Source organism: Aestuariimicrobium ganziense, assembly GCF_015352975.1.
In the GTDB taxonomy this organism is placed as follows: domain Bacteria; phylum Actinomycetota; class Actinomycetes; order Propionibacteriales; family Propionibacteriaceae; genus Aestuariimicrobium; species Aestuariimicrobium ganziense.
Window position 1 is genome coordinate 79344 of sequence record NZ_JACYIZ010000008.1, and the last position, 12934, is coordinate 92277.

The following is a 12934-nucleotide window of genomic DNA, read 5'->3' on the forward strand; positions in this document are numbered from 1 at the left end:
CTGCGCAAGAGGTTGTCGGTGATGACGTGCGGCGGCACTAGCATGGGAGCCCGGAACAGGGAGGCCACCTTGGCGAGCACGACCTACTGGGACACCCAGAACCACCGGCCATTGAGCGAGTCGGCCGCGCAGACGTTGATGCTGTCGTTCGCCCACGAGTTGCTCCGCGCCGCCAGCGCGTCGGACAAGCGGGTGTCGTCGGCCGACCTGTCGCGGGTGCTGCAGCGGCGCAGCGGCATCGAGGTGCGGGTGCCGGCCGGCGGTGAGACCGAGGGTGCCTGGCTGGTCAACCTGCTGAACCGCGTCGACCAGCGCGCCGCCCAGGCCGGTGAGGGCCCCGCGCTGTCGTCGGTCGTGGCCTGGGGCAGGCCCGCGAGCCCGCCCCCGCCTCGTCCCGCTGGACGAGGCAGCGGTGCGGCACGGTCGGTGCCCGCGGCACCGGCTCGTCACCGGTCGACCGAGCCGCTGCAGGGGTCGGTCTGCCCGCGGTGCTTCATGCAGATGTCACTGACCGGGGTCTGCGACAACTGCGCCTGAGGCGCTTGGGGTCTGATCGTCACGAGGCGTCGAGCCGGTGAGATCTCCCGGCGGGCGCCGGCCGGGTCTCGACACGCCCGCTCGTGACTCGCGGGCCACTCGACCAGCCACGAGAGGTTCGTGTCGCTCGTGCCTCGCGGGCCACGCAACCACCAGCGGGTGGGCTGTCCGGCGCACCCCGTGTAGGCTGTGCCAGACGCCACCGCCACTGCCGAGGAGACCTGCGTGACCACGCCTGAGCACACCCTGGTGCACCTGGTGCGCCATGGCGAGGTCGACAACCCCGGCGGCGTCCTCTACGGGCGTCTGGCGGGCTTCCCCCTCACCGAGCGTGGACGAGCCATGGCCGAGCGGGTCGCCGAGCACACCGCCGACTGGCCGCTGACCCACCTCGCCAGCTCACCACTCGAGCGTGCCCGCGAGACCCTCGCCCCGATCGCTGCCCGCCACCCCCACCTCGAGCCCCAGGTCAGCGAGGCCGTGCTCGAGGCCACGAACGACTTCGAGGGCCAGGTCTTCGGTCCCGGCAACCAGGCGCTGCGCAAGCCTGCCAACTGGTGGAAGCTGCGCAACCCGCTTCGTCCCAGTTGGGGCGAACCGTTCACCGACCTCGCCGAGCGCATGCGTACCGGCATCCTCGAGGCCGCCCGCGCCGCGGGCCCGGGTGGTCAGGCCCTGGTGGTCAGCCACCAACTGCCGATCTGGATCGCCCGGCTCGACGCCGAGGGACGACGCCTCGTCCACGACCCCCGGAAGCGCCAGTGCACGCTGGCCTCGATCACCACCTTCCACCTGCTCGGCGAGCGGGTCGTGAGGGTCAGCTACGCCGAACCGGCGCTCGGCCTGATTCCGTCGAAGGACCGCAACGCCAACTTCTCCTCGGGTCACAGCGGCCCGTTGCACCCGGAGCCGACCCAGTGACCCTCGCCCGCCGAAGTCTGCTCGCCGGGCTGGGGCTCGCTGGCCTGCTCGGCGCAGCCGGCTGCACCCGCAACCCGTCGGCCACCGAGGACGTCGGCTTCGTCGCCGGCGACGGATCGTTCTCGCTGGTGCCGGTCGACAAACGCGTCCAGGCGCCGATCCTCACCGGCCCAGACCTCGAGGGCAAGTCGCTCACCACCGACGGACGCACCGGACGCGTGGTCGTCCTCAACGTCTGGGGATCGTGGTGCAGCCCGTGCCGCGCCGAGGCCCCAGAACTGGTCAAGGCCGCCGCCCAGACCCGGGGCACGGCCGACTTCCTCGGCATCAACACCCGAGACAACGACGTCGCCCCCGCCCGGGCCTTCGTCCGCGCCTTCAAGGTCGACTACCCCAACTTCTACGACCCGCGCGGTGAACTGCTGCTGCAACTCAAGGCGCTGCCGGCCAACGCCATCCCCAGCACCTTGTTCCTCGACCCGCAAGGACGCATCGCCGCCCGCATCCTGGGTGAGGCCAAGGCGTCGACCTTCGTTGGAGCCGTCAACGACCTGGCGGCCGGAAAGTGACCCCGCTCGAGGTGCTGCCCACCCTGCTCCCGCTCGAGACCGGGCTGGGCACCTGGGCGCGCCAAGCCATCGGCGGCTCGATGGTCATTGCCATCCCGGTGGCGGTGCTGGCCGGTCTGGTCTCGTTCTTCTCACCGTGCGTGCTGCCGCTGCTGCCCGGCTACCTGTCGTTCGCCACCGGCCTGTCGGCCTCGCAGGTCGCCGAGGGCTCGTCCACGGCCGCCCGACGAGGACGAATGCTGCTGGGCACCGGTCTGTTCGTGCTCGGTTTCGCCGTGGTGTTCGTGCTCACCGGGGCCATTGTCGGCGGGCTTGGCGCCACCCTGCTCAGCCACCAACGCACGATCAACGTCGTCGTCGGGGTGCTGGTGATCGCGCTCGGGCTGGTCTTCACCGGCTGGCTGCCGGTCGGTCAGCGTGACGTGCGCCTGCACCGGGTGCCGCGCTTCGGACTGGTCGCCGCCCCGCTGCTCGGCATCGTCTTCGGGGTGGGGTGGACCCCCTGTATCGGACCTGCGCTCACCGTCGTGCTCACGCTCGCCCTCAACGAGGGCTCGGCCACCCGTGGCGCGCTGCTCGCCTTCCTCTACGCCCTCGGTCTCGGCATCCCGTTCCTGCTCGCCGGGCTGGCCATCGGCTGGATGGGACGAACAATCGCCTTCGTCAAGCGCCACCAGCGTGGCGTCAAGGTCTTCGGGGGCCTGCTGATGGTCGCCGTCGGCGTGCTGCTGGTCAGTGGCGTCTGGGACCAGATCATGGGCGTGCTGCGCCAGTGGGCTGCGAACTGGGGGACACCGATCTGATGCCCACCACCGAGCCGACCACGGTCAAGGACGAGAACGCCGCCCCCGACCGGAGCACCGAGAAGAACATGGCCCCGGCCGAGGGCTTCGGCGCGCTGATGCGCTGGCTGTGGACCCAGATCACCAGCATGCGCACCGCCCTGCTGCTGCTGTTCCTGGTCGCGGTGGCCGCCATCCCCGGCTCGCTGATCCCGCAGTACAGCCAGTCGTCGATCCAGGTCGCCGACTTCAAGCGCGAGCACCCCACCCTCGACAAGTTCTACACACCGCTGGGCATGTACGAGGTCTTCACCTCGCCCTGGTTCTCGGCGATCTACCTGCTGCTGTTCCTCAGCCTGATCGGCTGCATCGTCCCGCGCATCAAGGTCTACGCCCGGGCGCTGCGCACCCCACCGCCGCGGCTGCCGTCGCGCCTCGACCGGCTCGCCGAGTCGTCCGCCGGCACCAGCGAACTCAGTGCCACCGAAGCGCTTGATGCCGCAGAGCAGTGGCTGCGCGAGCACCGCTTCCGAGTGCTGCGCACGGAGCCGGACGCCGCCACCCAGGGCATCTCGGCAGAACGCGGCTACCTGCGCGAGTTCGGCAACCTGCTGTTCCACGTCAGCCTGGTGTTCGTCCTTCTGGCGGTCGGGTTCAACACCCTGACCACCTACAAGGGCAGCACGCTGGTGGTCGAGGGACAGGGCTTCAGCAACACCATCACCCAGTACGACGAGTTCTACGCCGGCGCCCTGGTCGACTCCGAGAACCTGCCCCCGTTCTCGCTGACCCTCACCGAGTTCACCGCACGGTTCGAGACCGGCGAGGTGCAGCGTGGCGCCGCCCGCGAGTTCCGCGCCGACGTCAAGGTCACCGCCAACGGCACCACCGCCGACCAGGTGATCGAGGTCAACCGCCCGATCACCGTTCAGGGCGTCAACGTGCACCTGCTCGGCCACGGTTATGCCGCCCGGGTGACCGTACGCGACGGCAACGGCGACATCGCCTGGTCAGGGCCGGTCATCTTCCTGCCCCAGGATGGCAACTTCGGCTCGTCCGGGGTCATCAAGGCACCCGACGCCCGCCCCGAACGCCTCGCCTTCGAGGGCTGGTTCCTGCCGACTGCCACCGTGGACGAGAAGGGCCCCCGCTCGCTGTTTCCCGACGCCTACAACCCCGAACTGTTCCTCAACGCCTGGGCGGGCGCCCCCAAGCAAGAGACCGGGGCACCCGAGAACGTCTACGTGCTCGACAAGACCGGCCTGAAGCAGGTCTCCGCCGCCAACGGCACGGTGGTCGCCTTCCGGCTCGGGGTGGGGGAGACGTTCGAGTTGCCCGATGGCCGCGGCAGCGTCACCTTCGACCGTTGGCAGCGCTGGACGAAGCTGCAGTTCTCTCGCGCTCCCGGCCTGCCGTGGGCGTTCGGGTCGTTGGCCGCGGCGGTGCTGGGGCTGTGCCTGTCGCTGTTCGTCCGACCTCGACGGCTCTTCATCAAGGTGCGCACCGACGAGGCCTCGGGCAGACTGGGCGTCGACGTGGGCGGGCTCGACCGCGCCGATGCCCGCACCGGGCTCTCCGACGACGTGGCCGCCCTCGCCCAGGCGGCCGGGCTCACGCCACCGCCGGACGAACCACCAGCGGATGAGCCTTCGGTGGACGAGACCCCGCCGGACCAGGCACAGCACGACCTCGAGCAGAACTCAGAACAAGGAGCACGCCCATGACGCTGGCTGAGCTGTCGAGCCTCGGCATCGTGACCTCGGCCGTGCTCTACCTGGTCGCCTTCATCGCCCACAGCGGCGAGTGGGCGTTCCTGCGCGGCATCGGCACCGACGAGGACGACCTCGACACCCGCGTCACCTCCGACCACACCGCCCAGCGGGTGCGCTCCGACACCTGGGGGCGACTCGGCATCGGCATCACCGTGATCGCGGCCGCCGCCCACCTGCTCGGTGTGGTGACCCGCGGCCTGGCCGCCGGACGGGCCCCCTGGGGCAACATGTACGAGTTCGTCACCGCTGCGCTCGCCTTCGCCGTGGTCGCCTACCTGATCGGGGTCTGGCTGTTCGGGGCACGCTGGCTGGGCATCGGCATGACCCTGCTGCTGGCCCTGGGCAACGGCTTGGCCGCGACCGTGTTCTACGTCGCGGTCGCCCCGCTGGTGCCCGCCCTGCACTCGGTCTGGTTCATCATCCACATCGTCGCCGCCTGCATCGCCGCCGCGGCCTTCAACATCGCAGGCATCGCCTCGATCCTGCACCTGGCCAAGCAGCGTGCGGCCAACAAGGCCGGCGGTGAGGCCGGCCTGGTCGGCTTCCTGTCGCGCACCCCCAGCCTGCGCGCGATCGACACCCTGGCCTACCGCTCGGTGGCCTTCGGATTCCCGGTGTGGACCTTCACCATCGCCGCCGGCTCGGTCTGGGCCGAGTACGCCTGGGGGCGCTACTGGGGCTGGGACCCCAAGGAGACCTGGTCGCTGGTCACCTGGGTGGTCTACGCCGCCTACCTGCACGCTCGGGCCACCGCCGGCTGGAAGGGACGCGCCGCTGCGATCATCGCCGTGATCGGCCTGATCACCTTCTGGTTCAACTTCATCGGGGTCAACCTGCTGATCAACGGGCTGCACTCCTACGCCGGGATCTAGCGACCGGCCATGACAACCCGCGGGGCAGGCAGGGCGTTGACGGGGTGTGACCGCCGTGCTGCTCGAGGTGAGCTCCCAGGAGGTTGTCTTGCCTGAGGAACTGCACGACGACCTGTGGCTGCGCGCCCTCTACGACGCACAGTGGGTGGCGATGGTGCGCCTGGCCAGCCTGTTGCTGGGCGGCAGCGACCGCGCCGAGGAGATCGTCCAGGACGCGTTGCTGGCCGTGCACCAGCGCCGCGAACAGTTCGCCTCGCTCGACCATGCCGCCGCCTACCTGCGTGCTGCCGTGGTCAACCGGACGCGCTCGGCGCACCGACACCGTGCCGTGGTCGAGCGCAATCGTCCCGCGCCGGCGCCCCCTCCGGAGACCCCGCAGGACCGGGTGCTGCGCCGCGAGACCGAGGACCAGGTGATGGCCGCGCTGCGAGGTCTGCCACAACGCCAGCAGGAGGTGCTGGTGCTGCGCTACTACGCTGAAGCGAGCGAAGAGGAGATTGCCGACACCCTCGGCATCTCGCGCGGGGCAGTCAAGTCTCACGCGCACCGGGGCATGGCCGCGTTGCGGCAGGCCCTGACCCAGGTCGTGAAGGAGGGACGCTGATGGCCGACGACATCGTCCGACTGGACGACCAACCCGATGACGAAGTCGCCCAGCTCCTCAGGCAGGCGCTGCGGGCCGAGGCCGACGAGGTCACTCCCGGTGACCGCTTCGCCTCGCTGCTCGACCAGATCGAGGAGTCCGAGGCCGAGGAGGGCCAGCTGGCCGGGGGTGGATGGTTCCGCTGGCTGGCTCCGGCCGCCATCGTCGCCCTGGCCCTGGGGCTGTCGGTGCCACTGGTTCTCGGCATGCTCCGCGGCCAGCCGGACGACCCCGCCGGGCTGCCGCCCTCGCCCGATGTGCCGAGCGTGACCCCGACGACGAGTGTCGACCCGAGCGGGCAGTCGTCCCTGCCGACCACGCAGCGCCAACTGGCGATCTACTACCTGGGCGCCGACGGCCTGCTGCAGCGCGAGTTCCACGACCTGCCCACCCAGACCGACAGGTTGACCACCGCGGTGGCGGCCGTGCTCAACGTCGCCCCGTTCGACCCGGCCTACACCTCGGGCTGGGTCGGTGGCCAGGTGAACTCGGCCACTCTGGAGGGCAACCAGATCGTGCTCGACCTGTCGAGCTCTGCCTTCGGCAACTTCACCGACGAGCGTTCGGCCGAACTGGCGGTGCGCCAGGTGGTGTACACCGCGAGCGGCGCCGTCGGTGACCGCAGTGGTGAGAAGACGGTGAAGATCCTGATCGACGGCTCGGCCACCCTGCCGGTGCTGGGTACCCCGACCACCGACTTCGTCCGCGAGGGCAACGTGCCGCTGGGGCTGCTGTGGGTGACCGTGCCCGAGACAGGCCAGAAGCTGTCGAGGGGTCGGGTGAGGCTCAGCGGCTACCTGCAGGTCACAGTGGCTGTGCCCACGATCGACTGGTCGCTGACCAAGGGCACCGAGACGACGGCACTCCATTCGGGTCAGGTGGCGGCCTCCGGCGACGAGGCGGGATGGCGCAGCTGGCAGATCCCGCTCGAACTGGAACCCGGCGACTACACCCTCACCTTGAAGACCGAGCAGACCGAGGTCGTCAAGACCTTCACCGTCACCGGCTGACCACCCGCTTGGCCACGGCCAGCGCCACCCGGGTCGGGACGAAGCGGGGCGCCACCGACTGGGCCACGTTCAGCGGGCCGTCGACCACCGTGGGGCGTCCGGCTGCCAGCGCCCGGAAGCAGGTCTCGACCACCTGCTCGGCGCTGCGTCGCAAACTCAGCGCGGATGCGTCGCCGGCGTTGGCGAAGAAGTCGGTCTCGGTGGGGCCGGGGCACAACGCGATCACCCGCACACCGGTGCCCTTCAGCTCGTGCCACAGCGCCTCGGTGAACGACTTCACGTAGGCCTTCGACGCGGCGTAGGCGGCCATGTTGGGCAGCGGCTGGAAGGCCGCGGTGCTCGCGACGTTGACCACCTGGCCGTGACGCCGTTCGACCATGCCGGGCAGCAGCGCCCCGGTCAGGTGGGTGAGCGCAGCGCAGTTGACCTCGAGCATCTGCAGCACGCGCTGCTGGTCGGCCTCGACGAACGGGCCGAACATGCCGTAGCCGGCGTTGTTGACCAGCGTGGTCAGCGTGATCTCGCGGCGCTCGATCTCGCCGAGCAGGTGGTCACGGGCGGCCCGGTCGCCCATGTCACAGGGCACCACGACGGCATCGACACCACCCTGCCGGGCACGTTCGGCCACGGCCTCGAGCTTGTCGACGCTGCGCGCGGCCAGCACGACGTTGCTGCCGTGTGCGGCGAGCCGGTTGACGAAGGCCTCGCCGATGCCACCGGAGGCTCCGGTGACCAGTGCCCAGGGGCGGGTGTGGTGCATGACAGGACGATCGGGGGAGGCGTCGTGTGAGCTCATGACCCTCACTCTAGGCATGACAGACTGGCCCTCATGGAACAGGTGAATCTCTGCGTCATCGGCTCGGGTTCGGGCAACTCCCTGCTCGACGACCGGTTCTCGCGGATGAGCGTCGCCCTGGTCGACGCCGGCCTGCACTTCGGCGGCACCTGCCTCAACAACGGCTGCATCCCCACCAAGATGCTGGTGCTGCCCGCCGACCTGGCCTCGTCGATCGACCACGCCCGCCGGTTGGGGGTCGACCTCAGCCTGGACGGGGTGCGCTGGCGCGACATCCGCGACCGGGTGTTCCGCGACCGGATCGACCTGATCTCGCGCGGTGGCCTGGCTTGGCGCGAGCAGCAGGACCACGTCAGCGTCCACCGCCAGCGTGGCCACTTCGTCGACGCGCACACCCTCGAACTCGAGGACGGGCACCAGATCCGCGCCGAGCGGTTTGTCCTCGCGGCCGGGTCGAGGCCACGCACGCTGCCAGTGCCCGGGTTCGACGACCCCGCCCTGGCCGGGCGGATCCACACCTCGGACACGATCATGCGCATCGACGACCTGCCGCGGCGGCTGGTGATCAGCGGCGCAGGTTTCGTGGCCGCAGAGTTCGCCCACGTGTTCAGCGCGCTGGGTGTCGAGACCACCATCGTCCACCGCGGTGAGCGGCTGCTGCGCAAGGCTGACAGCGAGGTCAGCGCCAGGTTCACCGAGCAACTCGGCGGACAGGTGAGTCTGGCGCTGCGCCAGAACGTGGTCGCGGTCGAGGCCGGTGACGACGGTGGGTTGGTGGTGCGCACTCGTGACCTCGAGGGCACCGAGTCGAGCCACGCCTGTGACCTGCTGCTCAATGCGGTCGGACGCGTCCCCAACGGCGACACGCTCAACCTCGAGGCCGCCGGTGTCGAGGTCGACCTGTCCGGCTTCGTCCGGGTGGACGAGTACCAGCGCACCAGCCAGCCGCACATCTGGGCGCTCGGTGACGTGGCCTCGCCGTGGATGCTCAAGCACGTCGCCAACCACGAGATGCGCACCGTGCAGCACAACTTGCTGCACGAGGCCTTCGGTGAGGGTGACGCGCTGGTCGCCAGCAACCACGAGTTCGTCCCGTCGGCGGTGTTCTCCCACCCCCAGATCGCCCAGGTCGGGCTCACCGAGGACGAGTTGGCCGAGGCCGGGCGTCCGTACCTGCGCCACGTGCAGGAGTACGGCTCGGTCGCCTACGGCTGGGCGCTTGAGGACCAGACCTCGTTCGTGAAGCTGCTGGCCTGCCCCGAGACGCGTCAACTCGTCGGCGCCCACTTCATCGGAGCGCAGGCGTCGACCCTGGTGCAGCAGTGCATCCAGGCCATGAACGCCCGCACCGACATCGACACCATGGCCAAGGGGCAGTACTGGATCCACCCGGCGCTGCCCGAGGTGATCGAGAACTGCCTGCTCGAGCTGGGCAGAGCCCAGCCGGTCGGAGCCCAGCCGGTCGGAGCCCAGTCGGTCGGGGTAGCGGGAGCCTGATGGAGCGTCGTCACGTGATCACCGCCGCGGCGGTGGGGCTGGTTCTCGGTGCCTGCGCCAAGCCTGGTCTGGCGCCCGCAGGCCCGTCCGGTTCGACCGGTGGGCCGAGCGGGGGTGGGTCCGCGGGCGGGGGTGCGTCCACGAGCCGACCCAACCCGACCTGGACCGGCAGCACCCCGCCGACCGCCGGCCCTGAGAGTGCCGACCCCGAGACCGCCAGCGCCTCGGCGCAGACGTCGCCGACGCAGGCGTCCAGCTGCCAGCAGATGGCCGCCGCCCTGTCGCTGGAGACCCGTTGCGGGCAGTTGCTGATGGCAGGCGTGACCGATCCGCGTCCCACCGCGGAGTACCTGCAGGCGATGTCGAAGGCACGGATCGGTTCGGTGGTCGTGCTCGGCTCGCGCATCCGCGGCCGGCAGGCCATGTCGTCTCTGTCGAACGAACTCAGTTCGGTCAACCAGGAGGTGCCGCTGGTCGTCGCGGTCGACCAGGAGGGCGGGCAGGTGCAGCGGCTGGTCGGCGCCGGGTTCGAGTCGATCCCGAATGCCGGTGTGCAGGGCCAATGGCCGGCTGATCGGTTGACCACCCAGTGGCAGCGCTGGGGCGCCGAACTGCAGCGTGCGGGGGTGTTGTGGAACCTCGCGCCGGTCGCCGACGTGGTGCCGCCGGCCAAGGTGTCGTCCAATGCCCCGATCGGCCGGCTGCGCAGGAACTTCGGCACCGACCCTGAGCGGGTGACTCGGGCGGCGACCGCAGCCGCGCGCGGCATGCACAAGGCGGGTCTGGCCACCGGCCTCAAGCACTTCCCCGGGTTGGGCGAGGTGACTACCAACACCGACTTCGGTGAGGCCGCCGACACCGTCACCACTGAGGGCTCGGCCCAGATCTCGGTGTTCCGCGACGTGTTCGAGCAGGTAAACGCGGGGTCGGTGATGGTGGCCAGTGCGGTCTACACCCAGCTCGACCCCGAGCATCGGGCGGTGTTCTCGCGCAAGATCATCTCCGACCTGCTGCGTGGCCGGCTCGGCTTCGACCGCGTGGTGATCTCGGACGACCTCGGCGCGGCCGAGTCGGTGGCCACGGTTCCGGTGGGCGAGCGCGCCACCCGCTTCGTCGACGCCGGCGGTGACGTGGTGATCTGCGCCGACCCGGGCAAGGTGCAGACGATGGTCTCAGCGCTGGTCGCCAAGGCTCGCCAGGACGCAGCGTTCGAGGCCAAGGTCACCGCCGCAGCCGGACGAGTGCTCGCCCTGAAGGCCTCACTCGGCCTGATCGAGTGCTCCGCCTGAGCCCCGCCCCCCGCCGAGCACTGACTGGCTGCCGACCCCTCGCGCCACCCGGCACAGCAATGGTCACCCGGCACACGTTCAAACCTGTGCCAGGAGATCATTCTTGCCCGGGTCATGAAGGCGTCCGCGCTTGGATGCGGGGGAAGGCCTGGGTGCGGGAAGCCTCAGGCGCGGAGGGACTCAGGCGCCGACGCGGGCCTCGAGGTGCTTCACGTCGGGGTCGGAGCCGCGGAAGTCGCGGTAGGCAGCCATCACCTCGATCGAGCCGCCTCGTCCGAGCAGCGTGCGACGGAACCGCTCACCGGCCTCGCGGTTGAGCATGCCGTTCTCACCGAACCAGGCCACCGTGTCGGCGTCCATGATCTCGCTCCACAGGTAGGAGTAGTACGCCGCGGCATACCCCGAGCCCCAGATGTGGCTGAAGTAGGTGCTGCGGTAGCGCGGGGGCACGACGTCGACACCGGCCTCGGCCAGCACGCGCGCCTCGAACTCCTCCACGCCCGACGCGTCGGCCGGCAACTGGTCGACCGGCAGCGTGTGCCAGGCCTGGTCGAGGATCATCGCGGCGGTGGTCTCGCCGTACTCGAAGCCTCGTCCGAAGCTGCGGGCAGCCAACAGCGTCTCGATCCACTCCGCCGGCATCGGTTCACCGGTCTCGTGGTGCACCGCGTACTGGGCCAAGAGTTCCGGCTGCCAGGCCCAGATCTCGTTGACCTGGCTGGGGAACTCGACGAAGTCACGCGGCACCTCGGTACCGGTGCGCGAGGGGTGGCGCACGTCCGACAGCAGTCCGTGCAGGTCGTGGCCGAACTCGTGGAACAGGGTGATCACGTTGTCCCACGACAGCAGGCTGGGCGATCCCGGCGCCGGCTCGGGGAAGTTGCAGGTGTTGGTCACCAGCGGGCGATCGTCCAACAGCGTCGACTGGTCGACGAGCGAGGTCATCCACGCCCCACCCTGCTTGGTCGGCCGGGTGTAGGGGTCGATCACCACCGCACCCAGCGGCGATCCGTCCTCTTCGCGTACCTCGTAGACCCGCGAAGCCTCGGTGTAGCCCCGCAGTTCAGGCCGGTGGACGAAGGTGATGCCGTACAGCGCGGTCGCGGCAGCGAACACGCCCTTGGTCAGCACGTTCTCGAACTCCAGGTAGGGACGAAGCTGTGAGTCGCCCAGCTGGAACCGTTCCTGTCGGACGATCTCGGCGGTCCACGCCCAGTCCCACGCCTCGAAGGTCTCACCGGGCACCAGCTCGGCGAACCGGGCCGCCAGTTCGTCCGCCTCGGTGCGGGCATTGGCGTGCGAGGCTCGTCCCAGACGGGTGAGGATCTCACCGATCACCTCGGTGCTGCCGGCGCAGCCGTCCTCAGCGACGTACGCCCCGTGGTGGGGGTAGCCGAGCAACTCGGCCCGCTCGGCGCGCAGCTTGGCGATCTGGATGATCAGGTCACCGGTGGGGTGCGCGCCGCCCAGTCCCCGGTTGATGCTCAGCTGGAACAGTTCCCGGCGCAGCTCGCGGTCGTCCAGCGAGGTCATCAGCGGCTGCTGGGTGGTGTTGGTCAGGGTCAGCAGCCAGCCCTCGAGCCCGGCTGCCTTGGCGTCCTCGGCAGCACCGGCGACCTCGTCCTCGCTCAACCCGGCCAGCCGCTCACGATCGGTGACGTGCACCGACGAGGCATTGCGTCCGGCCACGACCAACTCCTCGAACTGCGCCGACAGGGTGGCCAGCTCGGTGTTGATCTGCTTGAACCGCTCCTGGGCCTCACCCTCGAGGTGCACCCCGCCACGGCGGTACTCCTTGAGCCGCTCCTCGAGCAGGTGGGCGTCCTGCTCGTCGAGGACGATCTCGGCCTCCTCGACCCGGGCATCCAGCGCGACCAGGCGCTGGTAGAGCCGGCGGTCCAGGTTGATCCGGTCGGTGTGCTCGGCGAGCTTGGGGGCGAGGTCGCGCATGATCGCGTCCCGCTCGTCGTTGGTGTCGGCGGCCTTGGCCACCCAGAACGCGTACATCGCCCGGGTCAGAGTGGCGCCGGTGCGCTCCCACGCCTCGAGCACGTTCGCGACGGTGGCCGGCGACTCGTCGGTGGCGATCACCTCGAGTTCGGCGATCTGCTCGTCCATGCCGACCTCGATTGCCTCACGGAAGTCGGCGTCGGTGATCGCGGCATAGTCGGGCAGCTGGAACTCCAGCGCGGAGGGGGACAGCAGAGGGTTGGCCATGGATCCATCCAACCAGAGCCTCGACGCAG

General features: G+C 70.0%; 12 protein-coding genes. 10 read left to right on the plus strand and 2 right to left on the minus strand.

Features of this window, described 5'->3' with window-relative positions:
• Positions 1-69 precede the first annotated feature (69 nt).
• The 8 genes from IE660_RS13940 (at position 70) to IE660_RS13975 (ending at position 7106) form a co-directional block, all read left to right on the plus strand.
• Positions 70-537: a hypothetical protein gene (locus IE660_RS13940; RefSeq protein WP_203568981.1), complete on the plus strand. Its 468-nt coding sequence runs from the start codon at positions 70-72 to the stop codon at positions 535-537.
• Between the two features lie 225 nt (positions 538-762).
• A complete protein-coding gene (locus IE660_RS13945) occupies positions 763-1458 on the plus strand; it encodes a histidine phosphatase family protein (protein WP_328701967.1) in 696 nt (231 codons plus the stop codon).
• Positions 1455-2027: a TlpA family protein disulfide reductase gene (locus IE660_RS13950; RefSeq protein WP_328701968.1), complete on the plus strand. Its 573-nt coding sequence runs from the start codon at positions 1455-1457 to the stop codon at positions 2025-2027. Before IE660_RS13945 ends, IE660_RS13950 begins: the two co-directional genes overlap by 4 nt.
• 80 nt (positions 2028-2107) lie before the next feature.
• Positions 2108-2830: a cytochrome c biogenesis CcdA family protein gene (locus tag IE660_RS13955; protein WP_203569034.1), complete on the plus strand. Its 723-nt coding sequence runs from the start codon at positions 2108-2110 to the stop codon at positions 2828-2830.
• Positions 2830-4533, plus strand: a complete 1704-nt coding sequence (gene resB, locus IE660_RS13960; protein WP_235998090.1) for a cytochrome c biogenesis protein ResB — start codon at positions 2830-2832, stop codon at positions 4531-4533. Before IE660_RS13955 ends, resB begins: the two co-directional genes overlap by 1 nt.
• A complete protein-coding gene (gene ccsB, locus IE660_RS13965; RefSeq protein WP_203568983.1) occupies positions 4530-5453 on the plus strand; it encodes a c-type cytochrome biogenesis protein CcsB in 924 nt (307 codons plus the stop codon). The genes resB and ccsB overlap by 4 nt, the downstream gene beginning before the upstream one ends.
• Positions 5454-5541: 88 nt before the next feature.
• Positions 5542-6057, plus strand: coding sequence for an RNA polymerase sigma factor (locus IE660_RS13970; RefSeq protein ID WP_235998091.1), 516 nt, complete (start codon positions 5542-5544; stop codon positions 6055-6057).
• A complete protein-coding gene (locus tag IE660_RS13975) occupies positions 6057-7106 on the plus strand; it encodes a GerMN domain-containing protein (protein ID WP_203568984.1) in 1050 nt (349 codons plus the stop codon). Before IE660_RS13970 ends, IE660_RS13975 begins: the two co-directional genes overlap by 1 nt.
• On the opposite strand, the gene IE660_RS13980 is transcribed toward IE660_RS13975, so the two are convergent.
• Positions 7096-7902 carry an SDR family NAD(P)-dependent oxidoreductase gene (locus IE660_RS13980; protein ID WP_203568985.1) on the minus strand — a complete coding sequence of 269 codons (807 nt, stop codon included), beginning with the start codon at positions 7900-7902 and terminating at the stop codon, positions 7096-7098. The two genes, IE660_RS13975 and IE660_RS13980, sit on opposite strands and share 11 nt — an antisense overlap.
• Positions 7903-7935: 33 nt before the next feature.
• Here IE660_RS13980 and IE660_RS13985 point away from each other — a divergent pair, with 33 nt between their 5' ends.
• Together IE660_RS13985 and IE660_RS13990 are read left to right on the plus strand one after the other, a co-directional pair.
• Positions 7936-9399, plus strand: coding sequence for a mycothione reductase (locus tag IE660_RS13985; protein WP_203568986.1), 1464 nt, complete (start codon positions 7936-7938; stop codon positions 9397-9399).
• On the plus strand, positions 9399-10688 hold the full coding sequence (locus IE660_RS13990) for a glycoside hydrolase family 3 N-terminal domain-containing protein (protein ID WP_203568987.1): 1290 nt from the start codon (positions 9399-9401) through the stop codon (positions 10686-10688). The genes IE660_RS13985 and IE660_RS13990 overlap by 1 nt, the downstream gene beginning before the upstream one ends.
• A gap of 180 nt (positions 10689-10868) precedes the next feature.
• Here IE660_RS13990 and IE660_RS13995 read toward each other — a convergent pair whose 3' ends face one another.
• Positions 10869-12905 (minus strand): M3 family metallopeptidase, encoded by a 2037-nt coding sequence (locus IE660_RS13995; RefSeq protein WP_203568988.1) that lies wholly within the window; start codon positions 12903-12905, stop codon positions 10869-10871.
• Positions 12906-12934 lie beyond the last annotated feature (29 nt).

What these genes read in the sequence shown, in the direction of transcription:
- IE660_RS13955 (WP_203569034.1), top strand. Translation starts at nt 2,108, where the DNA reads ATGGTCATTGCCATCCCGGTGGCGGTGCTGGCCGGTCTGGTCTCGTTC.
- resB (WP_235998090.1), top strand. Translation starts at nt 2,830, where the DNA reads ATGCCCACCACCGAGCCGACCACGGTCAAGGACGAGAACGCCGCCCCC.
- ccsB (WP_203568983.1), top strand. Translation starts at nt 4,530, where the DNA reads ATGACGCTGGCTGAGCTGTCGAGCCTCGGCATCGTGACCTCGGCCGTG.
- IE660_RS13975 (WP_203568984.1), top strand. Translation starts at nt 6,057, where the DNA reads ATGGCCGACGACATCGTCCGACTGGACGACCAACCCGATGACGAAGTC.
- IE660_RS13980 (WP_203568985.1), bottom strand. Translation starts at nt 7,902, where the DNA reads ATGAGCTCACACGACGCCTCCCCCGATCGTCCTGTCATGCACCACACC.
- IE660_RS13985 (WP_203568986.1), top strand. Translation starts at nt 7,936, where the DNA reads ATGGAACAGGTGAATCTCTGCGTCATCGGCTCGGGTTCGGGCAACTCC.
- IE660_RS13990 (WP_203568987.1), top strand. Translation starts at nt 9,399, where the DNA reads ATGGAGCGTCGTCACGTGATCACCGCCGCGGCGGTGGGGCTGGTTCTC.
- IE660_RS13995 (WP_203568988.1), bottom strand. Translation starts at nt 12,905, where the DNA reads ATGGCCAACCCTCTGCTGTCCCCCTCCGCGCTGGAGTTCCAGCTGCCC.